The 26,825-nt window shown below is 44.9% G+C and carries 25 protein-coding genes and 1 pseudogene; 12 read left to right on the forward strand and 14 right to left on the reverse strand.

Annotation, left to right across the window (positions count from 1 at the left end):
• Positions 1 to 87: 87 nt before the first annotated feature.
• The 4 genes from NP165_RS19725 to NP165_RS19740 all read left to right on the forward strand — a co-directional run bounded on the left by NP165_RS19725 (position 88) and on the right by NP165_RS19740 (position 4,758).
• On the forward strand, positions 88 to 1,473 hold the full coding sequence (locus tag NP165_RS19725) for a cache domain-containing protein (RefSeq protein WP_257086164.1): 1,386 nt from the start codon (positions 88 to 90) through the stop codon (positions 1,471 to 1,473).
• Positions 1,470 to 2,099, forward strand: coding sequence for a response regulator (locus NP165_RS19730; RefSeq protein ID WP_257086165.1), 630 nt, complete (start codon positions 1,470 to 1,472; stop codon positions 2,097 to 2,099). Before NP165_RS19725 ends, NP165_RS19730 begins: the two co-directional genes overlap by 4 nt.
• Positions 2,099 to 3,052 carry a LysR family transcriptional regulator gene (locus NP165_RS19735; RefSeq protein ID WP_257086166.1) on the forward strand — a complete coding sequence of 318 codons (954 nt, stop codon included), beginning with the start codon at positions 2,099 to 2,101 and terminating at the stop codon, positions 3,050 to 3,052. Before NP165_RS19730 ends, NP165_RS19735 begins: the two co-directional genes overlap by 1 nt.
• 149 nt (positions 3,053 to 3,201) lie before the next feature.
• Entirely contained in the window at positions 3,202 to 4,758 is a 1,557-nt protein-coding gene (locus NP165_RS19740) for an acyl CoA:acetate/3-ketoacid CoA transferase (protein ID WP_257086167.1), read from the forward strand.
• Between the two features lie 80 nt (positions 4,759 to 4,838).
• Here NP165_RS19740 and NP165_RS19745 read toward each other — a convergent pair whose 3' ends face one another.
• The 4 genes from NP165_RS19745 to tal form a co-directional block, all read right to left on the reverse strand.
• Entirely contained in the window at positions 4,839 to 5,165 is a 327-nt protein-coding gene (locus NP165_RS19745; protein ID WP_257086168.1) for a DUF1840 domain-containing protein, read from the reverse strand.
• A gap of 60 nt (positions 5,166 to 5,225) precedes the next feature.
• The gene (gene leuE / locus NP165_RS19750; protein WP_257086169.1) at positions 5,226 to 5,867 is read right to left on the reverse strand and encodes a leucine efflux protein LeuE; all 642 of its coding nucleotides are present in this window, start codon (positions 5,865 to 5,867) and stop codon (positions 5,226 to 5,228) included.
• 220 nt (positions 5,868 to 6,087) lie between these two features.
• Positions 6,088 to 8,094 carry a transketolase gene (gene tkt / locus NP165_RS19755; RefSeq protein WP_257086170.1) on the reverse strand — a complete coding sequence of 669 codons (2,007 nt, stop codon included), beginning with the start codon at positions 8,092 to 8,094 and terminating at the stop codon, positions 6,088 to 6,090.
• Between the two features lie 123 nt (positions 8,095 to 8,217).
• Positions 8,218 to 9,168, reverse strand: coding sequence for a transaldolase (gene tal, locus NP165_RS19760; RefSeq protein ID WP_257086171.1), 951 nt, complete (start codon positions 9,166 to 9,168; stop codon positions 8,218 to 8,220).
• Between the two features lie 465 nt (positions 9,169 to 9,633).
• Between tal and NP165_RS19765 the strand changes: the two genes are divergently transcribed.
• On the forward strand, positions 9,634 to 10,638 hold the full coding sequence (locus NP165_RS19765; protein ID WP_257086172.1) for a sugar-binding transcriptional regulator: 1,005 nt from the start codon (positions 9,634 to 9,636) through the stop codon (positions 10,636 to 10,638).
• A gap of 53 nt (positions 10,639 to 10,691) precedes the next feature.
• On the opposite strand, the gene NP165_RS19770 is transcribed toward NP165_RS19765, so the two are convergent.
• From NP165_RS19770 to moeA, 5 genes are all read right to left on the reverse strand, one after another.
• A complete protein-coding gene (locus tag NP165_RS19770; RefSeq protein WP_257086173.1) occupies positions 10,692 to 11,636 on the reverse strand; it encodes a universal stress protein in 945 nt (314 codons plus the stop codon).
• Positions 11,637 to 11,872: 236 nt separating this feature from the next.
• On the reverse strand, positions 11,873 to 12,700 hold the full coding sequence (locus NP165_RS19775; protein ID WP_257086174.1) for a sulfurtransferase: 828 nt from the start codon (positions 12,698 to 12,700) through the stop codon (positions 11,873 to 11,875).
• Between the two features lie 51 nt (positions 12,701 to 12,751).
• The gene (locus NP165_RS19780; RefSeq protein WP_257086175.1) at positions 12,752 to 13,060 is read right to left on the reverse strand and encodes a hypothetical protein; all 309 of its coding nucleotides are present in this window, start codon (positions 13,058 to 13,060) and stop codon (positions 12,752 to 12,754) included.
• 42 nt (positions 13,061 to 13,102) lie between these two features.
• Positions 13,103 to 13,855, reverse strand: a complete 753-nt coding sequence (moeB, locus tag NP165_RS19785) for a molybdopterin-synthase adenylyltransferase MoeB (RefSeq protein WP_257086176.1) — start codon at positions 13,853 to 13,855, stop codon at positions 13,103 to 13,105.
• Between the two features lie 9 nt (positions 13,856 to 13,864).
• Positions 13,865 to 15,100, reverse strand: coding sequence for a molybdopterin molybdotransferase MoeA (moeA, locus tag NP165_RS19790; RefSeq protein ID WP_257086177.1), 1,236 nt, complete (start codon positions 15,098 to 15,100; stop codon positions 13,865 to 13,867).
• A gap of 178 nt (positions 15,101 to 15,278) precedes the next feature.
• Between moeA and folE the strand changes: the two genes are divergently transcribed.
• Together folE and dbpA are read left to right on the forward strand one after the other, a co-directional pair.
• Positions 15,279 to 15,932 carry a GTP cyclohydrolase I FolE gene (gene folE / locus NP165_RS19795; protein ID WP_257086178.1) on the forward strand — a complete coding sequence of 218 codons (654 nt, stop codon included), beginning with the start codon at positions 15,279 to 15,281 and terminating at the stop codon, positions 15,930 to 15,932.
• A gap of 109 nt (positions 15,933 to 16,041) precedes the next feature.
• Positions 16,042 to 17,418 (forward strand): ATP-dependent RNA helicase DbpA, encoded by a 1,377-nt coding sequence (dbpA, locus tag NP165_RS19800; protein WP_257086179.1) that lies wholly within the window; start codon positions 16,042 to 16,044, stop codon positions 17,416 to 17,418.
• A gap of 80 nt (positions 17,419 to 17,498) precedes the next feature.
• On the opposite strand, the gene msrB is transcribed toward dbpA, so the two are convergent.
• The 3 genes and pseudogenes from msrB to NP165_RS19810 all read right to left on the reverse strand — a co-directional run bounded on the left by msrB (position 17,499) and on the right by NP165_RS19810 (position 19,984).
• On the reverse strand, positions 17,499 to 18,572 hold the full coding sequence (gene msrB, locus NP165_RS19805) for a peptide-methionine (R)-S-oxide reductase MsrB (protein ID WP_371133758.1): 1,074 nt from the start codon (positions 18,570 to 18,572) through the stop codon (positions 17,499 to 17,501).
• Positions 18,553 to 18,600: pseudogene (locus tag NP165_RS20130) on the reverse strand (hypothetical protein); the annotation flags it as partial. The gene msrB and the pseudogene NP165_RS20130, both read right to left, overlap by 20 nt.
• Before the next feature lie 181 nt (positions 18,601 to 18,781).
• Positions 18,782 to 19,984 (reverse strand): aromatic amino acid transport family protein, encoded by a 1,203-nt coding sequence (locus NP165_RS19810; protein ID WP_257086181.1) that lies wholly within the window; start codon positions 19,982 to 19,984, stop codon positions 18,782 to 18,784.
• 331 nt (positions 19,985 to 20,315) lie between these two features.
• Here NP165_RS19810 and NP165_RS19815 point away from each other — a divergent pair, with 331 nt between their 5' ends.
• From NP165_RS19815 to NP165_RS19830, 4 genes are all read left to right on the forward strand, one after another.
• On the forward strand, positions 20,316 to 20,438 hold the full coding sequence (locus NP165_RS19815; protein WP_257086182.1) for a hypothetical protein: 123 nt from the start codon (positions 20,316 to 20,318) through the stop codon (positions 20,436 to 20,438).
• Between the two features lie 95 nt (positions 20,439 to 20,533).
• Positions 20,534 to 21,109 carry an acyl carrier protein phosphodiesterase gene (locus NP165_RS19820; RefSeq protein ID WP_257086183.1) on the forward strand — a complete coding sequence of 192 codons (576 nt, stop codon included), beginning with the start codon at positions 20,534 to 20,536 and terminating at the stop codon, positions 21,107 to 21,109.
• A 36-nt stretch (positions 21,110 to 21,145) separates the two neighbouring features.
• Positions 21,146 to 22,402, forward strand: a complete 1,257-nt coding sequence (locus tag NP165_RS19825; protein WP_257086184.1) for a DEAD/DEAH box helicase — start codon at positions 21,146 to 21,148, stop codon at positions 22,400 to 22,402.
• 34 nt (positions 22,403 to 22,436) lie between these two features.
• Positions 22,437 to 22,964: a GNAT family N-acetyltransferase gene (locus NP165_RS19830; protein WP_257086185.1), complete on the forward strand. Its 528-nt coding sequence runs from the start codon at positions 22,437 to 22,439 to the stop codon at positions 22,962 to 22,964.
• 51 nt (positions 22,965 to 23,015) lie between these two features.
• Here the strand turns inward: NP165_RS19830 and NP165_RS19835 are convergent, their stop codons facing one another.
• Positions 23,016 to 24,143, reverse strand: a complete 1,128-nt coding sequence (locus tag NP165_RS19835; protein ID WP_257086186.1) for a fatty acid desaturase — start codon at positions 24,141 to 24,143, stop codon at positions 23,016 to 23,018.
• A 164-nt stretch (positions 24,144 to 24,307) separates the two neighbouring features.
• On the opposite strand from NP165_RS19835, the gene NP165_RS19840 reads away from it, so the two are divergent.
• The gene (locus tag NP165_RS19840; protein WP_257086187.1) at positions 24,308 to 24,868 is read left to right on the forward strand and encodes a GNAT family N-acetyltransferase; all 561 of its coding nucleotides are present in this window, start codon (positions 24,308 to 24,310) and stop codon (positions 24,866 to 24,868) included.
• A gap of 80 nt (positions 24,869 to 24,948) precedes the next feature.
• Here NP165_RS19840 and NP165_RS19845 read toward each other — a convergent pair whose 3' ends face one another.
• Positions 24,949 to 26,709: a methyl-accepting chemotaxis protein gene (locus NP165_RS19845; protein WP_257086188.1), complete on the reverse strand. Its 1,761-nt coding sequence runs from the start codon at positions 26,707 to 26,709 to the stop codon at positions 24,949 to 24,951.
• Between the last annotated feature and the right edge of the window lie 116 nt (positions 26,710 to 26,825).

The raw sequence follows: 26,825 nt of genomic DNA on the forward strand, positions 1-26,825 counted from the left end.
GTTGAAATTGCGCAAATTTTGTCGGTATTTCATGCAGTTTTCCGAATTCAATATCCGTATAACTACGTACTTAATCTGGAAGGATACATGGGATTTGTCAGGAACAGTCGATTAACAATAAACATTATATTGCTGTCAGTGGTGCCGTTGATCGTAGTGGTGGTTATCGTTGCGGGAATTCTATTTAGCCAAGCGAAACAATTAGTTGAAGATCAAGTTCAGTTGACGCGTAACAACATCATGGCGGCTAAAAAGCAAGAGCTAAAGCAGTACGTAGAAATGGCAGTGAAAAGCATAGCCCCTTACTACCAAGATGAGTCGTTGACTACCGAACAAGCACAGGAATTAGTTGCTAAAAAGTTGAGTCAGCTCACGTACGGGAGTGACGGCTACTTTTTCGCCTACACTTGGGATGGGGACGCATTGGTGCTTCCGTATCAACCGGAACGGATTGGGCTGAATTGGTGGGAAGTTGAAGATGTTCGTGGGAAAAAGCTGTTACAAGAATTGATTCGCGCTGGGCGAGCAGGCGGTGGTTTTGTTGATTACTTATGGCACAAACCCTCGATGAAAGAGCCGTCACCCAAGCTGAGCTACGCAATTTCTCTCGATAAGTGGCAATGGATGGTCGGAACGGGCGTTTATATCGATGACATTGAACGTCAGGTTTCTCACATTGAAAACGGATACGATCAGAATATAGGGAAAACCAGTAGTGCTCTGTTTGTCGTCATGTTTATTGCGGTCTCCGTCATCGCTTTGCTGGGGGCTTCTTTGAACTTGAACGTACGCAGGCTGGCGAACGAACAATTAAGTGTACTCAACCAACAAATTATCGATTCTCAAGAAAACGAACGACAACGCGTATCCCGTGAATTGCATGATGGCGTCAACCAGTTGTTAGTCGCGGCGAAATACCGGCTCGATAACGTCAATAAAGAGCAAAATCAGTTCGAAAAAGAGATAGAGCTGGATGCGAGCAAAAACGCCATGGAGCAGGCGATTGTTGAATTAAGACGCATCTCGAAGGATTTAAGACCCCCGCAGTTGGATGATTTAGGGCTGGTGGCTGCGATAGAAGCCTACATCAATGAACTGCGCCAGCGCACGCAACTCGAATTGGTTTTTGAGCATGATATTGACGGTGTCGGCATGCTACCTGAAGTGGAAACAACCCTATATCGCGTGGTTCAGGAAGCACTACACAATGTCGAAAAACACGCCCATGCACAAGGTGTTGACGTCATCATGCAACGTGAAGGGCGATTACTTATTTTAACCGTCAATGATGATGGAGTGGGTATTCCCGCTAAGCAACTAAAGTCGGGTAAACGGAACGAACCTACGCTAGAACACATGGGGTTACAGAACATGAGAGAGCGTATCCAAGCGATTGGCGGTTCTTTCGCTGTATCCAGCACCGAAGGAGAAGGCACGGAAGTGCGGGTGACATTAAACATGGAGTTTATATGATCAAACTAGTATTGGCCGATGACCACCGACTGATGCAAGACGGATTAAAGTCACGACTGGAAAGAGAAGAGAATCTGGATATTTTGTCATGTGTAGGGACAGGTACAGAAGCTCTGCAAGCCACACTCACCCTTAAACCGGATGTGTTGTTACTGGATATCAATATGCCCAACCTGAATGGCATTGAAGTGTTGGAAAAACTTGCAGTATCCAAGTCAAATACGGCTGTTATTATGCTCTCAATGCATGACAGTCGAGACTACGTTGTTCGTTCGGTTAAGGCAGGCGCGAAAGGTTATGTATTAAAAGACGTGGGTTCTGAAGAACTGGTGATGGCAATCAATCAAGTCGCCCAAGGACGATCTTATCTGTGTCCTCAGGCATCAGATCGATTGTTGGAACAAATCAACGAAAAGCCAGAACCGAAGGACGATACTCTGTCGAAAAGAGAGTCGGATGTTCTAAAAGAAATTGTGAATGGTTCTTGTAACAAAGAGATTGCCGACGCATTGCACATCAGCGTTCGAACAGTGGAAACGCACCGGCTACGAATCAAAAAGAAACTAGGTGCCAACTCCACAGCAGCGCTGGTTAAGCTGGCGTTAGAGAAGGGCTTGGTGAGTTGATGTCGCTTAATCTATTGTCGAGTCGTCAACCCATTTTAGATAAGATCGTATTCTTTTGTGCGGTACTTAGAACGGGATCGTTTCGCGAAGCCGCCCAAACTCAGGGGATCTCTGCGGCAGCGGGCAGTCGCTGGGTAAAAGAACTGGAAGAGACACTTTCGGTAGAACTAATCAAGCGCAGCACTCGACAATTGGTCGCAACGCAGGCTGGCCAATTGCTGTATGAAAATTTTTCGCCACTACTGCCTGATATCAATAACCTTTGTGAACAAGTACAAAACTTAGCGGAAGAGCAACTGGGTGAAATTCGGCTGTCGTCGACCCCACTTTTTGCACGGCAATACTTAACAAAAATTGTTGCCGAATACATGGAATTACATCCAAACGTCAACTTTCGTATTTTCATTGAAGCTGGTGAGTTTGATCCGCTGACCATCGACTTTGCATTCCGAGCCAGTGCCAGTTATGAAGGGGAGCTTTCTCCCGATTCACTGCTAGTTAGAAAGCGTCTACTTAGAGAACCTCTCTACTTATGTGCTTCGCCTAAGTATCTCTCTGAATACGGTACACCTCAGACTCCACAAGAGCTCAGTCAACATCGCTGCCTTTATGCGCGTACCTTACTTGGCGGAAACCGATGGTGTTTTGAACAGCATGGTAAGCAGGAGATCGTCACGATTCGCGATACGCTTGAATGTGACAACAGTGAAATGTTGCTCGACCTAGCGATGGAAACTGCTGGAATCGCCTATTTGCCTCACTCTTTGGTTTATCAATACATCGAGAGAGGGGATTTAGTGCAGATAATGGATGATTACCAGTGCGCCAGCTTCGATATAGACCTGTTCTACAGGCCAAGAACGCCTATGCCTGAGCGCTGCAATGGCTTTAAACAGTATCTAATTCAACGAGTTGAAGACATTAATACAGCCAAGGCGCGTAATGAGGATTAATAGTGACAATGTCACTTACTTCTATTTCAGCGACATTAATCGGAGCACATTCAATAATTGCATATATGCAATTCATAATCTCTGTTTACGCAATTAACAAGGGTGCCAGCAGCGTCTAATCTAACATTCAGAACTAAGGAAGGTGAATTGTGGTTACGAGACTTACGGCAACACAAGCGGCAAAATGGATACAGGATGGTCAGTCCATATTACTTGGCGGATTTATTGGCAGTGTTGTTCCTGAGGCAATAGAACGCGCCATTGGTGAACGATATCAAGAGACAGGCACGCCTAAGGATCTCACTTTGGTGTTTGCCGCTGGTCAAGGTGACGGAAAAAGCCGAGCGCTTAACCACCTAGCCAAACAAGGCTTGGTCAAGCGTGTGATTGGTGGTCACTGGGGGTTGGTCCCTAAGCTCCAACAATTAGCCGTTGATAACCAAATAGAAGCTTACAACTTACCACAGGGGATTATTTCTCATCTTCTTCGTGACACTGCAGCGGGTAAGCCCGGAACAATAAGCAAGGTCGGGCTGGGAACGTTTGTTGATCCGCGTATTGAAGGGGGAAAAATCAACGAGATTACCGAGCAAGATTGGGTTGAGTGTATTGAATTAGCGGGAGAAGAATATCTCTTCTATCACAAACTCCCTATAGATGTCGCCATCATTCGCGGCACAACCGCAGATGAAAACGGCAACATTACGATGGAAGACGAATGCTTGATTGTAGAGAGTTTAGCCGCCGCTCAAGCCGCGCGAAATAACAACGGCAAAATTATCGTACAAGTAAAGAGAGTGGTTGAGGCTGGGAGCCTTGACCCTCATGCCGTAAAAATCCCAGGCATATTCGTTGACGCCGTTGTCGTATGCGAAGATCCAAACGAGCATATGCAAACCTTCGCCAGCATGATGAATCCAGAATTTGTTGGTAAAGGGAGAAAATCCACATCTAACATCAAAACCGACAACCGCGTAATTGACGCGAAAACCATTATCGCCAGACGCGCGGCAATGGAGTTAAAGCGACATTCCATTCTGAATTTGGGAATTGGTGCACCTGAATACATCGCTCAAGTGGCGCAGCAAGCAGGTGTACTCGATAACTTTACTCTCACGGTAGAGCCGGGTGCAGTCGGAGGTATGCCAGCAAGTGGTTTGGACTTTGGTGCGTCCCGTTTTCCCGATGCGATTATCAGTCAGGATCAGATGTTTGACTTTTATGATGGGGGCGGTGTTGATCAGGCATTCTTGGGTTTAGCTCAATGCGATTCACAGGGTGATATCAATGTCTCTCGATTTGGTAGCAAAATCGCGGGCTGTGGAGGATTTATCAACATTACACAAAACGCAAAATCGGTCTATTTCTGCGGAACCTTCACAGCAAAAGGACTAGGTGTAAGCGCCGAAGCCGGGGAATTGGTGATATACAGTGAAGGCACTCAGCAAAAGTTTATTGAGCAAGTTGAACAAATTACTTTCAGCGCAGCGCAAGCTCTAAAGAATGACAAACCCGTTTTATATATCACCGAGAGAGCGGTGTTTCGTCTGACACGGGATGGGCTCGAACTCATCGAAATCGCCCCCGGCATTGACCTAACGACCGATGTACTCGAGCACATGTCATTTAAGCCGAAAGTTTCTCAACGTTTATCGTTAATGGATCGATCCATTTTTCAACCGGACTTTACGCTGACGATGGATTAACCTACTGCACTCGCAGCACATATAGACTAGCGAACTAAGATATGTTCGGGGACAAAGCCAGCACTACGAGAGTGGTGTTGCTATTCTTTGTCCCACATTACGTTGCATTCGTCTCGTACTGCAGTGTTGAGCAACTCTAAGATGGGCAAAGCACGATTCACGATACTCACAGGAGGATCAACGTACTCGTCATACTCGTCGTCATTATCGTCTTCAGGCTCAACTGGTTTGGCTTTCATCTTTTCCAGCTCGATGGCGGAATTTAATTGATCGAGTGCCTGTGGAACATCCTTAGCCAAAATCGCGCCTGGAACCGCGCCACTGTGACCCATCATGCTGAGTATTTTTAGGGCGACATCTCCAAACATTGTCACGTTGTGAGATTTGCTGCGAAAGGTAATTAACATGTCTGTTGTCCTTTGCTGTTTATCTTTACTGTTTGTTTTTTTCCGTTTTGGCGTTCAAAACTAACTCATGCTCGCGAGCCTAGCGGCAAATCCCATGAAGAACAAACCAAGTAGGCCGTTTCCAAGTTTAGCCAATAACGCATTGTTCTTAAAAAGCTTCGTGAGCGATGTTCCTACAAATATTAGAACACTTAAGTAAACAATACTGAATATCTCTAAGATAGTTGCAAGGATAAGATACGAGATCCACGTATGTTCATAGGTGTAATCAATAAACTGAATGAAGAAGGATACGTAAAACAAAATGGCTTTAGGGTTGGTCAAACTCAACGTGAGCGCTTTTGCAAATACGTTCTCAACTTTATGAGGTCGAGCTACGCCATAGTCGCCTGCGTCTTTGCTTCGCCAGTATTCATAGATAATCTTTAAACCTAAGTAGAGTAGATAAGCAGCACCAAGATAACGAATGGTGGTAAATAATACTGGCGATGTTTGGATGAGAGACGCCACACCCAAGTAGGAAAGTAGGATCAAGATGGCATCACCAATGAGAACACCCATTGCGGCTTTGTAGCCTGTCTTCACGCCCAATGAGGAGCCAGACTTCAATACGTAAATCGAATTTGGACCGGGAGCGAGAATGATCATCAAAAGCCCTGCCAAATACGTCCAAATATTGATTACGCCAAACGTTTCAAACATGCGGTCCCTCGCAAAAATACATTTTTATAATTTAGAGATGTATAACGTAAACCGTGTCTAAAGTCTATCGAAGAGTGACTACCAAGTAATGGAATGTTATAGACAAAAATGTAAAGATTGGGCTCGATGAAGGGTAGGGATAAAGATAAGTATATTGATGGGTACAAAAAAGCCTCGCAGTTTATAGCGAGGCTTGCCATTTGAGAGATCTAGCTAATGATTAAGCCAGTAGCTCTTTCGCTGTGTTTACTACGTTTTCAGTAGTGAAACCGAACATCTTGAACAGTTCGCCTGCAGGTGCAGATTCACCGAATGTCGTCATACCGATGATCTTGCCGCCGAAGCCTACGTACTTGTACCAGAAGTCTGCGATGCCCGCTTCGATAGCGATGCGTGCTGTTACGTCTGATGGTAGTACCGCTTCGCGGTAAGCTGCGTCTTGCTTGTCGAATGCATCCGTTGATGGCATTGAAACAACGCGTACTTTCTTACCTTCAGTTGTCAGTTGTGCTGCTGCTTCAACCGCTAGCTCAACTTCAGAACCTGTTGCGATAAGGATAAGCTCTGGCTTGCCTTCGCAATCTTTCAGAATGTAAGCACCTTTTGCGATATCTGCAACTTGCTCAGCACTGCGCTCTTGTTGCGCTAGGTTTTGACGAGAGAAGATAAGTGCTGTTGGTGCATCTTTACGTTCAATCGCTAGTTTCCATGCTACGGCAGACTCAACTTGGTCACATGGACGCCATGTGCTCATGTTTGGAGTCAGACGTAGAGACGCCATTTGCTCAACTGGTTGGTGAGTTGGGCCATCTTCGCCAAGACCGATAGAGTCGTGCGTGTACACTTGGATGTTCTGAATCTTCATCAGAGCAGCCATGCGCATCGCGTTACGTGCGTATTCCATGAACATTAGGAATGTCGCACCGTAAGGAACGAAACCACCGTGTAGCGCGATACCGTTCATGATTGCTGTCATACCGAATTCACGTACACCGTAGTGGATGTAGTTACCAGAGAAGTCCTTTGCTTCTAGAGACTTAGAACCAGACCACATGGTTAGGTTAGAAGGCGCTAGGTCAGCAGAGCCGCCCATGAATTCAGGTAGTAGCGCACCAAATGCTTCTAGAGCGTTTTGAGATGCTTTACGTGACGCGATGTTCGCTGGGTTTGCTTGAAGATCCGCAATGATTTGGCTTGCTTTCTCTTCCCACTGTGCAGGTAGTTCACCGTTTACGCGGCGTTTGAATTCTGCTGCAAGTTCTGGATATGCTGCTTCATAAGCTGCAAATTTCTCGTTCCACGCTGCTTCCTTAGCTGCGCCTGTCTCGATCGCAGACCATTCTGCGTAAACTTCCTGCGGAATTTCAAAAGGACCGTGCTCCCAACCTAATTCTTTACGTGTTGCTGCGATTTCTTCAGCACCTAGAGGTGCGCCGTGACAGTCGTGAGAACCTGACTTGTTAGGAGAACCGAAACCGATGATAGTCTTAGTACAGATTAGCGTAGGGCGAGGGTCTGCTTTTGCCGCTTCAATTGCTGCGTTGATTGCTGCAGAGTCGTGACCATCTACCGCTGGAATTACGTGCCAGCCGTATGCTTCAAAACGCTTAGGCGTATCGTCAGAGAACCAACCTTCAACGTGACCGTCGATAGAGATACCGTTGTCATCCCAGAATGCGATCAGTTTACCTAGACCTAGCGTACCAGCTAGAGAACACGCTTCGTGAGAGATACCTTCCATCAGACAGCCATCACCCATGAATGCATAAGTGTAGTGGTCAACGATGTCGTGGCCTTCTTTGTTGAATTGTGCTGCTAGAGCTTTCTCTGCTAGCGCCATACCTACAGCGTTAGTGATACCTTGACCTAGAGGACCTGTCGTCGTTTCGATACCTGGCGCGTAGCCGTACTCTGGGTGACCCGGAGTTTTAGAATGAAGCTGACGGAAGTTTTTAAGCTCTTCGATTGGTAGCGCGTAGCCAGTCAGGTGAAGCAGAGAGTAAATTAGCATTGAACCGTGGCCGTTAGACAGTACGAAACGGTCGCGGTCAGCCCACTCTGGGTTTGCTGGGTTGTGGTTTAGGTGAGAGCGCCAAAGAACTTCAGCGATGTCAGCCATACCCATAGGTGCACCTGGGTGGCCAGAGTTTGCTTGTTGTACACCGTCCATGCTTAGGGCACGAATTGCATTTGCTAGCGTTTTGTTTGATAAAGAGGAACGATCCATAGTGATTACTTCTCGATAAGTGTTTAATTAGAAGGAACTCGTGTAAACAAGTTCAAATAGAAAATTTTGATTTATCGCTGATGGTAAAAGCGAGTAGACGGGCTACTCGCTTTTGGTAAGCAATTACAGCTTAGCTGCGATCATGTCTTCAAGTTTACCTTGGTCGATCGCGAAGTTGCGGATACCTTCAGCAAGCTTCTCTACTGCCATTGGATCTTGGTTGTGATCCCATAGGAACTCAGCGTGAGTCATTGGAGCAGGGCGATCTGCCGCACCGTTAGAGTCAACTAGCTTCTCAACGACTTCACCTTCCGCTGCTTCTAGTTCAGCAAGTAGAGCAGGAGCGATAGTTAGACGGTCACAGCCAGCTAGCTCTAGGATCTCACCGATGTTACGGAAGCTTGCGCCCATTACGACAGTTTTGTAGCCGTACTCTTTGTAGTAGTTGTAGATGCTAGTTACAGATAGCACGCCTGGATCTTCTGAAGCTTCGAAGTCACGGCCTTCTTTCGCTTTGTACCAGTCCATGATACGACCAACGAATGGAGAAATTAGGAATACGCCAGCTTCAGCACATGCACGTGCTTGAGCGAATGAGAATAGAAGAGTTAGGTTACAGTTGATGCCTTCTTTCTCAAGGATTTCAGCTGCGCGGATACCTTCCCAAGTAGACGCTAGTTTGATTAGGATGCGGTCGTTAGTGATGCCAGCATCGTTGTACATTTTCACTAGCTGACGAGCTTTCGCTACGCTGCCTTCCATATCGTAAGAAAGACGTGCGTCAACTTCTGTAGAGATACGACCTGGAATAGTTTTTAGGATTTCTTTACCGATGTTTACCGCAAGCATGTCACAAGTGTCTTGAACTTGTTGTGCTTTATCATCGCTTTGTGCTTTCGCGTATTCGATTGAAGCGTCGATTAGAGGCGCGTACTCTTCGATTTGAGCAGCTTTTAGAATCAGAGAAGGGTTAGTTGTTGCATCTTCTGGCTGGTACTTTTTAATTGCGTCGATTTCACCAGTGTCAGCTACTACAGTCGTGAGTTTACGAAGTTGCTCTAATTTGTTGCTCATTTCGATCATCCTATTTCATGGGGTTCATACTCTTTGTGGAGTATGAAAAGTGCATTTGCAAGCGTGTTAGCTAATAGCAGCATAAATTTGTCTACCAGCCAACTTTTAACTTTTCAGCGTCAGAGTATTTGTTGTGAACATTTGTTCTAACGCTGAGTAAATGATGGGTTCATAATTATCTGTTCTGACCTGAAAGTCAATTGCTGATTGGGGGTGAAAGTGACATTCATCAATAAATTTTTCGATCTAACTTAAGCTATGTGCGAAATAAACGTTTGCCTATATGGAGTAAAGGTTGCGGGAGATGAGGCTCGTTAGATTTTTATGCTGAGAATTTGTTTTTGTGATGAGCAAATGTTGAAGTTCTATAGGGGTGTGACATATGCTACGCATGTGAGCGCTTGTAATAGCATTAAGTATTTGCCCAACTAATATGGGTACCATTCAAAGTGGGTCAGTTTGAATATGAGTAAATCTATGAGTGATATGTCTGATGACAGTACAGACCTTCTGACTGAAATTTCGGTTGCCTATTATCAGGATGGGGCGACTCAAGAAGAGATATCTAAAAAGTTCTCGGTATCGCGAGCAAAAGTTGGCAGGATGCTCAAACAAGCCAGGGATGAAGGCATTGTAGAAATTACCGTAAAATACCACCCAGTGTTCAGTGCCAAAATCGAGCAGAGATTGATCGAGCGCTTTGGCGTAAAACGCGCTTTGGTGGCGCTAGACCAGCCTAATGAAGAGCAGCAACGACTTCAGGTTGCGGGTTTAGTCTCTAAATACATGGCGAGCACGTTACAGAATGGAACAGTTGTCACGGTTGGTCAGGGACGTAATGTGTCGGCTGTCGCGCACCATGTTGGTGTCATCCCACAGAAAGACGTGAAATTCGTTTGTGGGATTGGCGGCATTCACCCACGCGGAGGGATGTATAATGCTGACCATATTTGTCGCCAGTTCGCCAAAAGCTACGGCGGTACGTCAGAAACCTTGTATGCGCCAGCGTATGCAGAAAATCGCGAACAAAAGATCGCCTTTATGCAAAATGCTACCGTCAAACAGACTTTAGACCTCGCGCGTAAAGCTGATGTGGCCTTGGTGGGTATCGGCGACATGAGTGAAAACAGCTACATGGTGGATTTAGGGTGGTTTACCGCAGAAGAAGTGGTTCAGTCGCGCATGATGCAAGGTGTGGTTGGTGACTTCGCGGGCTATGACTTCTTCGATATCAACGGTGAAGCGGCCAAAACAGTAATGAGTGACCGCATCATTGGCTTGGGAATTGACGAGTTTAAGTCGGTGTCTGAAGTGATCGCAATTGCAGCAGAAAACAGTAAACCGCTTGCACTATTAGGCGCATTAAGAACGGGTGCGATCGATGTGATCGCAACCAGCGTGAGTAACGCACTTACGGTATTAAACCTAGATGAGCAGATGCACGACGCTCAAGCAAGTGCCGCCGAATAAGATTCAGTCGGAAAATCTAAACCCATTGTGAGAGACCCTAACGACTTTCGTGGTTAGGGTTCTTCTTTCAACACCGGTGACTCAAACGTATCTGGCTTGAGAGTGAGCACAGAACAATTCAATGTATTGAGCATGGATTCAGCGGTGTTGCCCATCACAAACCCTGCAATTCCCGTTCGAGACATTGAACCTAAGATCACTAAATCGACACCATTTTCGTTGACGTATTTGGGCAAAACGTCTCGCGCTTCCCCTTCCAATAATTCAACGCGGATTGGTACCTCGCTTTTTTTATGCGGGGCGAGTAGGTCGGTAAGACGTTGCGTGCGTTCTTGACGCATATTCTGAGAAAGTAACGCGACCTCAATGTCTTTATACCCACTCCAGTCTCTTAAAAATCCCTCATATTCGAGTCGCCACGCATGGCAAAAGACAAGCTCTGCTTTAATGGAAGCACAGAAATCTATCGATAAAGCAATCAGCTTACTATTGAACGCTTGATACTCTTGGTTGGTCAGATCAAGGGCCACGACAACATTCTTTATTGGTTTGGAATCTGTACTGATGGCCCAAATGGGTATTTCAGAGTTGCGCATTAAATTGAGTGTATCACTGCCTCTCTGACACGCTTCTTCTTTGCCTTTTCGATGAGAATCTATAATCACCATTGACACTTGAGAATCATGAGCCTCTTTGATGATTTCAATATAGGGAATTCCCACTCGCACTTTGGTGGTAAAGGTGACCTTTGGATATTGTTTTTTCAGTGTTTGCGCGTGTTCGTCCAGAGATTGCTGATAGTACTGGGTGGCATTATCAAGAATATCTAACGCTGACCCTGAAACATTATAGTTCTGTTTAAACTCAGCCAATTCTTTAATCACCACGAGCAAAGTGACGTTAGCTGAGCATTGGTTCGCGAAGACAAATGCCTCATGGAAGGCTTGAGTGATTTGTTGTTCAGGAGCAATGGGAACTAAGAGTTTAGTAAAAGCCATGCGATCTCCCACAGTCATAGAATAGTGAATGAACTCAATTAACTATAGATAAGCGGCTATGAAATACCATTTTTGGCTTGTGCAAACTTAAGAATATGGGCGAAGTCTAGGATGGTAACGTGACGGTTTAAGATTAGGAAACGCCCTGTACTGAAGCAAGCAAAGGGGGTTTCCTTGTCTAAATCTACTTGTCTAAATCTACTTGTGTAAAGCGACTTGAATAAAGCGAAGGGTGTTTATTCGATTGGTAGCGATTGGTTTCCGCCCCAATCTGTCCATGAACCGTCATATACCGATAGATTCTGGTACCCACACATCTGCGCAGCGAGCAAGATAATGCAGGCCGTCACGCCAGAACCACAACTGAATAGATATTGGTCTTTGTTTTTTGGAAGCACCGGTGACAAAACCTTGTTTAACTCTTCAGGTGATTTCATTCGGTATTTGTCCATCACATGAGCGAATGGCAGGCAAACAGAGTTAGGAATATGACCGCTTCGAATACCTGCTCTTGGCTCTGGCACTTCTGCGTTAAAACGTTGATGAGATCGGGCGTCGACCGTAAGGCTGTTAGGCTCTGTGATTTGTTTGTGAACATAAGTGGCATCGACAAAGGCATTCGGATTTAGAGTGCCTTGAAAATTACCGCGATGCTCTGACTCTGAGTAAGTCTGCACGAGTGGGTAATGTTGCTCCTTCCACGCAGTTAAACCACCATCGAGTATGTACACTTCTTCGTGTCCCATGGCTTTAAACATCCACCACGCGCGGGGAGAGGCAAATGTGCCGCTGTTATCATAAACCACGATGATTGAGTCGTTATTAATGCCTATCTCCTGAGCAAGCAGGTTAAACCGCTCTTCACTGGGCATCATGTGAGGTAGGGAAGACTCCGGATCACAGAAGACGTTGTCGTAGTCGAACCTAATCGAGTTTGGAATCAAGTTCTCTTTGTCTTTTTCCGTCTCAGAAGGAATTTGAAAATTGATGCTGGCATCGAGAATGACAAGATTAGCAAGCGAAGATTGAGCTCTAAGCCATTGTGGGGTAACCAGTGGAGACATAAACCATTCCTTTTTCTTTTCGCTATTTTCATTAAGTATGATTGTCATTCATCAAGGGGAACAACTAACAAATTTATAGGACGTGATTGCCGTCGCGGGATCTTGTTTTACTTTAAAGGTGACATTGTAACCTTTTGGGCATTGAGTTGCTTCAGGGGCCTGAATAAGAATGAGCTTATCATGCTGAGTACGAACATTCAGATAGCGGCGGTGACCGTCTAAAGATTGAGTGAGCGTTTGAGAAATGACAATCCCTGAATCAACCTCACCGTTGTCCTTTGGCTGGATGAAGATGACGAGAGTTAAAACAAGAATACTGAGAATAAAGGTGGCTAAGTAAATCTTGGGATTGTCCATCATAAATAGAAACTCCTGCCACCTGAGTGAGGAAGTCAAATCAGCCTAGGAACCGCACACCGGACAATTAGGAATTTTCATCAGATTCATTTCTCGCCATGACATCGTCAACGCGTCTAGAATGAGAATCTTTCCTTGTTTTGGTGTGCCATAGTTAGCGATGACTTTAATTGCTTCCATGGCTTGCACTGCACCAACAATGCCAACGACTGGCGCCATAACTCCTGCTTCTACACAACTTAAGGCTGCGTTGCCAAATAGAGTACTTAAGCATTGATAACATGGCTGAGAGGGATCTTGGTAGGTAAAGACGCTAACTTGGCCTTCCATACGAATGGCTGCACCTGACACCAGTGGCGTTTTTAGCTCAAAACACAGTTTGTTGAGCTGATTTCTCGTTTCAACGTTATCCGATGCGTCCAATACCAAGGTGTGCTGGGCAATCAGATCTTTCAGCTCAATATCTGACAAACGTTTGTCGACAGTGGCAATCTCTAAATAGGGATTGAGCTGCGCTAGCGACTCTGCTGCTGAGTCGACTTTCTTTTTGCCTATATCAGCATCATGGTGAAGCACTTGGCGTTGCAGGTTTGATAGCTCAACCACATCATCATCAATCAGGGTCAATTTACCTACGCCAGCGGTCGCAAGGTATTGGCTGGATGCACAACCCAAACCACCAGCGCCCAGCACTAAGATAGAGCTCTGTTTCAGTGCTTCTTGACCGTCAAAATCAAACTGCTTGAGAATGATCTGTCGGTTGTAGCGAAGCATCTCTTGATCAGACAGGATCTCCAAAGTCAGCTCCTAGTAAAGGGTTGAATTGAATAGCTGGATATTGACGGTTTCACCGACTTCTACACGACCACGTTCACGTTCAAGCACGACAAAGCAGTTGGCCAAACTCATAGAACGGAATGCGCCAGAACTCTGGTTACCGGTAGTTTCAACCACAAATTTACCGTCTTCAATCGTGTATATACCGCGCTGGTAATCGGTTCTTCCCGGTGCTTTCTTAAACGCCGTTTTGGTGGTTGCAGGAATCGATTCTGGCGCTTTCCATTCTGTATGGCCTGATAGTTTAGCAAGCATAGGCTGAACCAATACATACATAGTCAACACAGCGGATACTGGGTTACCCGGTAGGCCACAGAACCAAGCCGTCGATAGTTTGCCAAACGCGAACGGTTTACCCGGTTTAATCGCTAATTTCCAAAAGCCAATTTCCCCCAGTTCTTCAAGGATGTCTTTGGTGTAATCGGCTTCACCAACGCTGACACCGCCTGAAGTCACAACAACATCAGCTAAAGACTGCGCCTGTTCAAAGGTGGCTTTTAGCGTTTCAGGGCAATCTGGAATGATACCTAGATCGATAGGCTCACAACCAAAATTTTCAATCAGCGGTTTAATGCCGTATCGGTTGCTGTCGTAGATTTGACCTTCAGCCAAAGGTTGACCTAGAGGTTTTAACTCATCACCGGTTGAGAAGAACGCGACGCGCGGTTTGCGCACAACCGTCACATGGCTAATACCTAGCGTGGCGATCATTGGAATATCACGGGATGTAAGACGTGCACCTTTCGGCAAAACAATGTCACCTTTACGGATGTCATCGCCAGTAGGGCGGATATTGTTTTGCGGCTTTACGTCTGTTTGCGTGAAAGTAACACCATGTTCAGTGACTTCGGTGTTCTCCTGCATAATGACCGCGTCACATCCATCGGGGATCTTTGCGCCAGTCATAATGCGTACGCAGCTGCCTTGTGGCCATTCACCGTCAAAAGGCTGGCCAGCAAAAGACTTACCCGCGACAGGCATAGTGGCATTGTTGTTCAGGTCGGCAATACGAATTGCATAGCCGTCCATTGCAGAGTTATCAAACGGAGGTACGAAAATAGGAGAGAGGATGTCTTCCGCCAACACATACCCAATGGCATCAGCAAGAGGTAACTGTAATGTGGTTTGAATTGGTTTAATACGCGATAGCATGTTCTCCATCGCATCTTCAAGTGGCATCAAGCCTGGCGCATCACAACAGCCCATAACAAAATCCTAAGTGTTTATAATAATTTGTTTTGGCCACTCTACCACATAATTGATAATGGCAATAATGACCCCCCATAAAATATGGGTGTAATTATTCAAAAATCCGAGTATCCTTGTCTGCCATCCTAAAGGGGTAATCTCGTATTGGGATTCTTGACGAATAAGAGGAAGTGGAATGTCAGGTCTTAGCGAATCAGCAATGTTGGTAAAAGATGCGCTAGAACGTCGAGGATTAGAGACACCAATGGTGCCTAATCAGTTCAGCAGAGAAGAGAAAAAAGAGAAGATTCAGTATCATATGCGTGAAATCTTATCTCTGTTAGAGCTCGACCTCACTGATGACAGCCTAGAAGAAACACCGCATCGTATTGCAAAAATGTACGTCGATGAAATCTTCTCGGGTCTAGATTATTCAAATTTCCCGAAGATCACGGTCATTGAGAATAAAATGGACGTGAGTGAAATGGTGCGGGTGAAAGACATCACTGTGACCAGCACTTGCGAACACCACTTAGTAACGATTGATGGTCGTGCAGCGGTGGCTTACATTCCGCGTGGCAAGATCATTGGTCTTTCGAAGATCAACCGCATTGTACGCTTTTTTGCTCAACGCCCTCAGGTTCAAGAGCGAATGACGCAACAAATTTTGGTGGCGCTACAAACGTTGCTGGAATCTGATGATGTGGCTGTTACGATTGATGCAACGCATTATTGCGTGAAGTCCCGTGGTGTTATGGACGCGACAAGCGAAACGACAACCACAGCTTTAGGCGGAATATTTAAGTCCAATCCAGCGACAAGGCACGAATTTTTACACGGAATTCGTTGATACGCTTCGATTGACAACAGATTGATTTAAAACCGCTTCCCAGTCGAAGCGGTTTTTCGTTTCGCTGAGTTCACACTGTAAATTCAGCGTCTCTTTGAAAGGTATAGATGTGACTACTTCATTTAAAACACTGGGCTTGCGAGCAGAATTATTAGAAACACTAGACTCGCTAGGCTACACAGAAATGACCGCGATCCAGCAACAAGCGTTGCCTATCGTTTTGGAAGGCAAAGACGTGATCGGTCAAGGTAAAACGGGTTCTGGTAAGACAGCGGCATTTTCGCTGGGCTTGTTAAGCAACCTAAATGTACAACGCTTCCGCGTGCAAACACTGGTACTGTGTCCAACACGTGAATTGGCAGACCAAGTAGCAACAGAGATCCGCACACTGGCTCGCGGCATTCACAACATTAAAGTGTTAACACTGTGCGGCGGTATGCCAATGGGGCCACAAATCGGTTCACTAGAGCACGGTGCGCATATTTTAGTGGGAACACCGGGTCGTATTTTGGATCACATGTCGAAAGGACGTATCAGCTTAGATGAGCTAAATACCTTAGTTCTTGATGAAGCAGACCGTATGCTAGACATGGGCTTTGAAGACGCGATTGACACCATTATCGAACAAGCACCGACAGATCGTCAGACATTGCTGTTCAGTGCAACTTTCCCGCACAACATCGAAACACTCGCTGCGAAAGTGATGAAGCAGCCAGAAATGGTAAAAGTGGAATCTACCCACCAACATAGCACTATCGAGCAGCGTTTCTTTAAACTGAACACGACCGAAGAACGCGATGATGCATTGGAAGCGTTGTTACTGACGCACAAACCAGAGTCATCAGTCGTGTTCTGTAACACTAAGAAAGAAGTGCAGAACGTCACTGATGAGCTAGGCCATCGTGGTTTTAGCGTGGTAGAACTGCATGGTGATATGGAACAGCGTGAGCGAGAACAAGCGTTAACCATGTTTGCTAACAAGAGTATCTCTATTTTGGTTGCAACAGACGTCGCGGCACGCGGCCTTGATGTTGATAACCTAGACGCGGTGTTTAACTTTGAATTGTCACGCGATCCAGAAGTGCACGTGCACCGTATTGGTCGTACTGGTCGCGCGGGTTCGAAAGGTATCGCGTTTAGTTTCTACAGCGAAAAAGAAGAGTATCGCGTTGCGCGTATCGATGAGTACATGGACATCGCTATTTCGCCTTCAAGCCTACCAGAAAAGCCAGTTGAGCGACCATTCTACCCAAGTATGCAAACGATCCAGATCCTTGCTGGTAAAAAGCAGAAAGTACGCGCGGGCGACATTTTGGGTGCGTTGACTAAACAAGCGGGCATTGATGGTAAGAAAATTGGCAAAATCAATATCTTACCTATGGTTTCCTATGTGGCGATAGAGCATGAAGTTGTCAAATCAGCACTGAAGCAACTGCAAACTGGCAAAATGAAAGGTCGTAACTTCAAAGCGCGTGTAATGAAGTAAACTGCCAATACAGCGATTGTAGATAAACAAAGGCCAACGAATTCATCGTTGGCCTTTTTCTTGCCCGACATTTGGATGGATTAACGGTCAAACAAATAGAGATAATCGGAGTAACCTTCATTACTCATATTTTCTTTGGCAACGAATCGCATCGCTGCGGAATTCATACAATAGCGCAGACCTGTAGGTTTAGGGCCATCTTTAAATACATGGCCTAGGTGTGAGTCGGCAAACTTACTGCGTACTTCGGTGCGTGGGTAAATCAACTTAAAGTCAGTGTGTGTGACGATATACGCGTCGTTGATTGGTTTGGTAAAACTTGGCCACCCTGTACCTGATTTATATTTGTCTGTTGATGAAAACAACGGCTCACCAGAAACAATATCGACATAAATCCCTTCGCGTTTGTTATCCCAGTACTCGTTTTTAAATGCCTGTTCTGTGCCATCTTTTTGGGTAACGTAGTACTGCATTTCTGTCAGCTTAGCTTTTATTTCAGCGTCGCTTGGTTTTGAGTAAACTTTACTATTTGATACCAATGTATTTTTATCAATTAACTGGCGCAGCGTAACAGGGTGGTCATTACGATCGTCACCAAATATTTCATCTAAATATTGGTCGCGCCCCGATGCGTAACGATAGTAGTTGTAGCGGATTTTATTACGCTTGTAGTAATCCTGATGATAATCCTCAGCAGGCCAGAACTTGTCGAATTTAATCAGCTCTGTTTTTAAAGGCGCGCGAAAAACGCCGAGTGCTTCGATCTCTCCCATGAATCGATCAGCAACCTGTTTTTGCTCAGCATTGTGATAGAAGATAGCCGGGCGATATTGAGAGCCTCGATCGACAAAAGAGCCTTTATCATCGGTTGGGTCGATATGGCGAAAGAATTGGTCAAGAATCTGCTCATAGCTGACTTTCTTAGGATCATATTGAACTTCGATAACTTCAATGTGACCGGATTTACCAGACGAGACTTGTTTATACGTTGGTTTTTCTAAATCACCACCCGCATAACCGGAAATGACATCCACCACGCCCGGAAGTTTTTCTAAATCGGATTCGGTACACCAGAAACAACCGCCAGCAAGTGTGGCGACTTCCAGCTTTCCTGCCGCTTTGCTCTCAGACATATCACTGTCCGCGACACCGATAAACGAGGATAGCAAAGCGATCACAGCTACAGCAGGCAAAATAAACGTTAACTTCATATCAACCTCATCGATTGGACTTTTGTTATCGCTATATAAGAACGAACAAGCGAAAAAAAAATTACATCCACAGATAAGTTTTATTTATTTTTTGGTCAGCAGGATCAAAAAAGCGGCTTCAATAAGCCGCTTTGTAAGTGGAATATGGGGAGTTAGCCAAGGGCAGGCAGCACACCGACAGTAATTAAGATCTGTGCGCTGATAATAACAACACCGATAACACTACACGTAACAAGACCAGCGTTGCCACCAAATACTTGGTAATGAGACTCTTGAGCGTGAGCACGTGCTTTCTTTGCCATCATGATCGGAAGGAAGATAGCCAGAACCGCTAACGCAATAGCAGCGTAGCCAAGCGCCATAATAAAGCCTTGCGGGTAGAACAGAGCAAAGCCCATTGGCGGTACAAAGGTGACCAAGCCTACAACCAAACGCGAATTGCCATTTGTGCGCTTTTTGATGGTATCGCCAAGGAACTCAAACAAGCCTAGGCTCACACCCAAGAAAGAGGTCAGAAGTGCTAGGTCTGCAAAGATGCCGATCGTTTGACCTAAGTTAGATTCATGCACAGTGATTGAAAGTGTCGAAATAAGCGCGCTCAGACCTTGGTTTTCAAGCAGTGTCGATTGATTAACAACACCAAGAGTCACAACTTGCCAGAAAATGTAGATGATCAATGGAATAGCAGAACCAACCAAAATCGCTTTACGCAGTGACGGCGTGTGACCATCTAAGTAGTTCACAATTGCTGGAATACTGCCGTGAAAACCAAAAGAGGTAAAAATCACAGGGATAGCGGCAATGACTAAGCCTTGTTCTACAGGCATGCTCAGAAGGTAAGATTCCGTCACGTTTGGCGCAAGGAACGTTAACACCAATGCCATCGCAACAATTTTTACCAAAAACAGCACGCGGTTGACTTTGTCTACAGTGGCCGTGCCAATGGTTACCACAGAGGCAACAATGAAAGTAAACAGCAGAGTTGCCGTCGTTGAAGAAACCTCAATGCCAGAAAAACTGGTGATACGGTCAGCAAACTGCGCGCCACCACCTGCGATGTAGGCTGCACAAAGAGCGTAGAATAAAAACATCATAGCAAAGCTTGCTACCCACTTTCCTTTCGTACCAAGAAATTGCTTTGCGAGTGTGTGCAACGTGGCATCTTGTTCAGCATGCTGGTGGACTTCGATCATAAGCAAGGCGGTGTAAGCCATAAATGCCCATAAAGCGATCATAATGACCAATGAAGTAGAGAAGCCGATTCCGGCAGATGCGAGGGGCAGAGCGAGCATGCCAGCACCAATGGTTGTGCCAGCGATGATCAAAGTACTTCCTAAAACCTTTGATTTTGTCATGTATAAAATTCTTTACGTTTATAGTTTTTATCTAGTGTATCTGACCGAAATTCACACAATTAATGGTTCAGATAACCGCCAATGAGCCTATTGTGTAAAATAAATCTGTCATATTCAAGCGAAATGTACATATAAATTACCGATGGTGTAATCTAATGTTTACACTCTGGGTTTGGCTATAAAAGAAAACGTTTGCATGAGATAAAGCTCAAACCAGCAGGATTTTTCACTTTGCTCTTTCAAAAAACTGTCATATAAGTGATTTAAAAAGGGAAAATAGCCCGCGATATTTACGTGGACTAAAGTTAAACACCATAAAAGGAGGTCCAGGATGAGTGACCATATAAAAAATGAAGAGAGCCTAGAGCTACTAGATGCAATGGAGATTGGCTTCGATTTGTCTGACTACGAGCAGTCAATCGAAGAGCTTGCAGAAGAGATCTTCAATAACTAACAACTCGCCTTTGGGTTAAACCAGAAAGAGCCAGTGCAATTGCACTGGCTTTGTGCTTTTATGAAAAGAGAGAAATCAACAACACAATTGATTGAATGAACTTTCTTGCACACCTACATATTGCGGATCACTGTGACTCTAGCGCTCTGGGAAATCTACTGGGAGACTTTGTTAAGGGCAATCCAGATACTCAATTTCCTGAGGAGATAGCGCAGGGAATCAGACTGCACCGATTCATTGATTCCTATACCGATAGTCATGAGTTGGTTCGTGAGGCTCGTCGACTGTTTATAGGCAATCAGCGGCGCTTTTCGGGGATTGCTCTTGATATGTTCTGGGATCACTGCTTAGCGGCAAATTGGAGCGATTACCACGATAAAAGACTTAAAACATTCTGTGACCAACAACGTTTGGAGGTGACTCGCTCTCGCTCTCAACAACTGCCTGAACGTTTCGTGTTTGTCTCCAATGCGATGTGGGAGGGAAGGTGGATGGAGTCTTATCAATCTATCGATAATATCGAGTATGCGTTACGCAGAATGTCGCGCCGCACGCCAAGAATGGGTGAACTGGCCAACTGTTTTAGTACATTAGACTGCCACTACGATGAATTGCTCAAAGTATTTAAGCTCTTGTACCCAGATGTACTAAACGCTGCGCAACGATTCTGATAGAATCAGCCGTCCTGTTTTATTCGGAATTTATCGATGTCTACATTTCAGCAACTGGGTCTTTGCCCATCACTACTAGATACGCTTGAAAAGCTGGGTTTTAATCAACCAACCCCTGTACAGCAATACGCGATACCTCATGTTTTAGAAGGTAAAGACGTATTGGCTGGTGCGCAAACGGGTACGGGTAAAACAGCGGCGTTCGGTCTGCCGTTAATCCAGACTTTGTTAGAGTCCGATGTAAAACGTGATCCACAAAGTAATGATGTGCTTGCACTCATATTGGTGCCTACACGCGAGTTAGCGCAGCAGGTCTTTGATAACTTGATTGAGTACGCGTCAGGTACAGATCTAAACATTGTTACCGCTTATGGTGGTACAAGCATGAATGTTCAGACAAGAAACCTGGCGAATGGTTGCGATATGTTAATTGCCACGCCAGGCCGACTTTTGGACCACCTTTTCTGTAAGAACATTAATTTGCGTAAAACAGGCTATCTTGTTTTTGACGAAGCGGATCGAATGCTAGACATGGGCTTCATGCCGGATATCCAGCGCATCTTGAAAAAAATCTCGCCTGAGCGTCAAACACTGTTCTTCTCGGCAACGTTTGATAAGCGCATTAAAAACATTGCCTACAAACTCCTCAATGAGCCTGTTGAGTTGCAAGTGACACCAACGAACAGTACCGCAGAAACTGTTAAACAGCTTGTTTATCCGGTGGATAAAAAACGCAAAGCTGAGTTGTTGGCGTACTTGATTGGCTCGCGTAACTGGCAACAGGTATTGGTATTCACCAAAACCAAACAAGGCAGTGATGCACTGGCGAAAGAACTCAAACTAGACGGCATCAAAGCAGCTTCGATAAATGGAGATAAGAGCCAAGGTGCACGCCAGAAAGCGTTGGATGATTTTAAAGATGGAAAAGTGAGAGCACTCATTGCGACAGATGTTGCGGCTCGAGGCTTAGACATCAACCAACTTGAGCAAGTCGTTAACTTTGATATGCCATACAAAGCAGAAGACTATGTGCACCGTATTGGGCGTACTGGTCGAGCAGGTAAAGAAGGCTTTGCCGCGTCATTAATGAGTCGTGATGAAGAATATTTGCTTGAAGCGATAGAGAGACTGTTAGATACACGTTTGCCTCAAGAATGGCTACAAGGCTTTGAACCCAGTCTGATTGAAGACATTGAACCAGAATGCGCATCGAGCAGAAAAAGTCGTTCATCTGACAAACGTAAGATGAAGGCTAAGCTAAAAATTCATGCAAATCGTGGTAAAAAGCGCTAATTGAGTCAAATGCTGGGAGAGATTGATAAATAGTATGGATACACAAGAATTAACCCTAGAGCTGTTAAGCATCGAAGATGCAGAGCAACTATTGGCGTTTGAGAAACATAACAAGGAATGGTTTGATCAGTTTATCCCGCCACGAGAAGCTGACTTTTACTGCATAGAGGGCGTAACCGAACATATTCAAGAGTTTTTGCTTGATTATAAGTGCCGTCAACTTTTGCCTCTGCTGATTAAGAATCGCGAGCAGCAAATCATGGGTAGGATTAACTTTACCAGTATTGATAGTAAGAAGGGCACAGCACACGTTGGCTACAGGGTAGGAAAAGCGTTCACTTCAAAGGGAGTGGCTAAGCGCGCGCTTGCACTGGCTAAGGCAAGGCTAAAGGATCAGGGAATTAAACGATTGTTTGCCTATGCAGAGAAGTCAAATGTCGCTTCACAGAGAGTTTTAACATCCAACGGATTTAGTCATATTCGAGTGGTCAAAGACTTTGCTGAATTGCACGGAAATTCAATCAGTTGTATTGAATTTAGCTGCAATCTTAAAGAACAATAAAGACAAGAAGGAGCACAATTGCTCCTTCTTGTTATTTAGATATAGGATATTTTATACGTACTGGGCGACGAGCGAGTTCCAGCTTCGGCGCTGGTTTTCCAACTCTTGCTTGAGTTGCTGGTAACGAATTAACAGAACAGAGTGCTCGTACTTCTTAGCTAAGTCACTTTTCTTCGCTTCGACAAGCTGCTTTTTCAGCTCGTAGTAGTCCGATAGTTTACTGACGAATGATTCAAACTCCGCATTTAACGCCTCGTTCAGCTGTGATGCATTAGGCAGCATTTTGATGTTTTTCGTTGCAGTAGTTAGAACTTTCTTCGCCTTCGCTTTTTCAATTTTAACCTTCGGAGTCACGCGTAGTTTGTGCGCAAGCCCAAGCCAAGCACAGCTTTTGATCAGCCATTTTGTTGGATCATATTGCCACCAGTAGATACCGTTTCGGTAATCATTTTCGAAGATATGATGGTAGTTATGATAACCCTCTCCAAACGTAAACACTGCCAAAACCGCATTGTCTCTTGCCGTATTTTTATCAGTGTAAGGCTGTGAACCCCATATATGAGCAAGGGAATTGATGAAAAATGTTGAATGGTGGCTAAGAACCAGCCTGACTATCCCGACCATCAACAACATACCGATGATATCTTGGTAAATGACCCCTAACAGCAAAGGAATACCTATGTTAGTTGCCAATACCAGAGCGAGATAGTGCTTGTGTTGCCACATCACAATCTTGTCTTTTTGTAAATCGCGGCAGTTAGAGTAATCCGCATACGATTCTTGATTGTATTGTCTTAGCATCCAACCGATGTGAGAGTACCAAAAGCCGCGTTTTGCCGAGTAGGGATCTTTGTCGTTGTTATCGACGTGCTTGTGGTGAACACGGTGATCAGAACTCCAATGAATGGCACTATTTTGAAGTGCAAACGCCCCGCCAATAGCGAATAACACACGTAACGACCAATGTGCCTCGTAAGTTTTGTGTGACCACAATCTGTGATAGCCAGCAGTAATGGAAAGGTTACAAAATGAATAGGTGATACCAAGCCAGATCCAATGCTCTGCAGAGTAGCCAAATTCATAGCCGTACCAAGGCGCAACAATTACGGCCAGCATAAAGCTGACTAAAAACAACAGAACGTTCACCCATATCAGTGGCGGTTTTTTCCCCGAAGACATTTCATATTTCCATTTGAGCTAACACTTGTACGCTAGAATATCAGCGAACACGTGTAAGTCAAATTAAATATCAAAGACTGTGATTAGAATGTTTGGCTTTTCGATAGTTAATGAATAGTATGAAAGAGCAAAGCATCCTTACAGGAAGTAACAAGGAACTAATAATGGAACTAAAAGTAGCGGAATATAGTGATTATCAAAGGATCGCTCAGCTGCATGTGAAAAGCTGGGAAAAACACTATCAGGGGATTCTTGGTAAAGACTATCTAGAGAATGAAGCACTGGATGATCGACAAGTCATATGGCAAACCCGGTTGACGAATCCTCCTTACAATCAGCACGTCTTAATGCTGGAAGACAATGGCGTGCTTTGCGGCTTTGTCTGTGCGTTTGGCAACCATGACTTTGAGCGCGGCACAATCATAGATGCCTTGCATGTTGACGATGCTTGTCGCGGACGTGGGCTAGGGGCGCGCTTACTGGAAGAAATTGCAAAGTGGATCGAGCAGTATTTTCCTGATACGGGCGTCTACCTTGAAGTTCTAAAAGAGAACGTTCAAGCGATCGAATTTTACGAACACATAGACGGCGAAAACGAAGTCGAGCGACTATGGAATGCGCCTTGTGGTAATCAATTGCCTGAACTTGTGTTTACATGGCGCTCAGCAACTGACCTACGTAAAGCACTTGAATCACATCGAAAGTGTTCTGTGGAAACAGACTGACAAATCGGTATAGCAGTGATCACAAAAAAGCCAGCGTTTGTTATGCGCTGGCTTCTTATTCATGTGGGGATTAGTTGAATCTATGACGTTTTAAACTCTGCAACCGCCAGATCCATATCCTTAGCTTGGACAGACACTTTATCGACTTCGTTCATACACTCTTGCGCGGAATGCATATTGCCCTCTGAAATGGAACTTAGCTCTGTCACTGACTCACCAACCTGACTCATAACGATGCCTTGTTCTTCGATTGCAGAAGCAATGCGTTCCGAGTTCGCCTGGATATTCTCCATATCTTGCAGTATTTGAGTTAGGCTCGAATCTAATGTTTCTGAGGCCTGCATGGTTTGTGCACCTTGCTCGTTACACTGCTCAATGTCAGAAACCACATTCGCCATTTGGGATTGAATGTCAGTGACGACTTTCGTGATCTCCTCAGTTGATTGATGCGTGCGGCTGGCTAATGCGCGAACCTCATCAGCAACAACTGCGAATCCTCGACCTTGCTCACCCGCACGCGCTGCTTCAATGGCTGCATTTAGTGCCAACAGATTAGTTTGTTCTGCGATATCTTGGATGATGTTGACCGCATTACCAATCTTCTCTACATGCGTGTTTAAAGAGCGGATGGATTGTTGGCTATTACCTAAGATAGAAGATAGCTGGCCAATATTTGTTACCGTCGTTCTCACTACATCCTTACCGCTTTGGGCGTTGAGCGATGCTTGCTGAACCCCTTCGACTGCAACGGAAGTGCTTTCTGAGATTTCACTAATGGTAGATACCATCTGTTGAACGGCAGTAGCCATCCCTGCGGTGTGATCTGCTTGGACATGGAATTGATGGATAACATGCTCGAGCTCATTGTGCATGCTCATAGTACTGCGAGAAAGTGCCGATGACTTCGTTTGCGTGCCAGAGATTAGGTGCTCAAGTTTATCTAAAAGGTCATTAAAGTATTTACTGATCGCGCTAAGTTCATCATTTCCTTTGAGGTTTGCTCTAAGTGAAACATTATTTGAGCGAGAGATTTCTTTAATGATCGACAGTAGGCTAGAGACTTGTCGATTGATAGAGCGAGAAATCTGCCATATAAACAACAGAATCAGAACAATAACCGCAGAAGTGACCAGCATTTTGAACGTTGCTAGTCGAGACTTGGTGTTTTCAGACTGCTCATACAGGGACGAAGAGAAAGACGAAAACTGTTCTTCTACTTTATGAGATAACTGTCTTGTCTCACCCAGTAAGCCTACATTGTACTTAAGGCCAACTTTGATTTTTTGGGTCACCAACTCTTGCGCAGAAGCGATGAGTTTATCTGATGCCCAAGGCACGAAACTTGAGTCTAATTCACCAAGTTGCACTTTCTTATCAAACTCTAGGAGTTCGATGAGTTGCTGATGGGTTAAGTTTGCTTTAGAAGTATAAAGTTGAGCGTAGTACTTGCCTTGTAAATTTGCATCTGGCTTCAGACCGAGGGTATTGAAACCATTAGCAAGAGCGGTAAACCCTTGTTGATAAGCAAGGATGTCTTTTCGTAGTTGCTGGCTAGATGGTAACTCATGCGCAGTCAGAATCTGAGACAGTTCTTCTTCCGTACTTAAGAAGATATTCATGTTTTTATTGAAGGTATCTAAATACTTCAAATCTTTACGTAGCAGAAAGTCTTTTTCGTTACGACGCAAATTCAAAAGTCGCACTTCTAAATGTGCGACTAGAAGGTTAGCTTGGTTGAGTCGGTAGGTTGTTTGAGCAAAATGAGAAGTTGAAAACAGTAACGCAACAACCCCGAGAATGGCTACAACACCCAATGAATACACTTTATGCTTGATATTCATGAGATCACCTTAGTATAAATAAAGTAAATAAAAATCTGTCCGTGATGGTAATCACGAATGATTTTTTTATCAATTACTTGTGCGGTAAAGTGATTGTTTGCAAAAGAATGTGTGGC

It is taken from the genome of Vibrio japonicus (assembly GCF_024582835.1).
GTDB classification, from domain to species: Bacteria; Pseudomonadota; Gammaproteobacteria; order Enterobacterales; family Vibrionaceae; genus Vibrio; species Vibrio japonicus.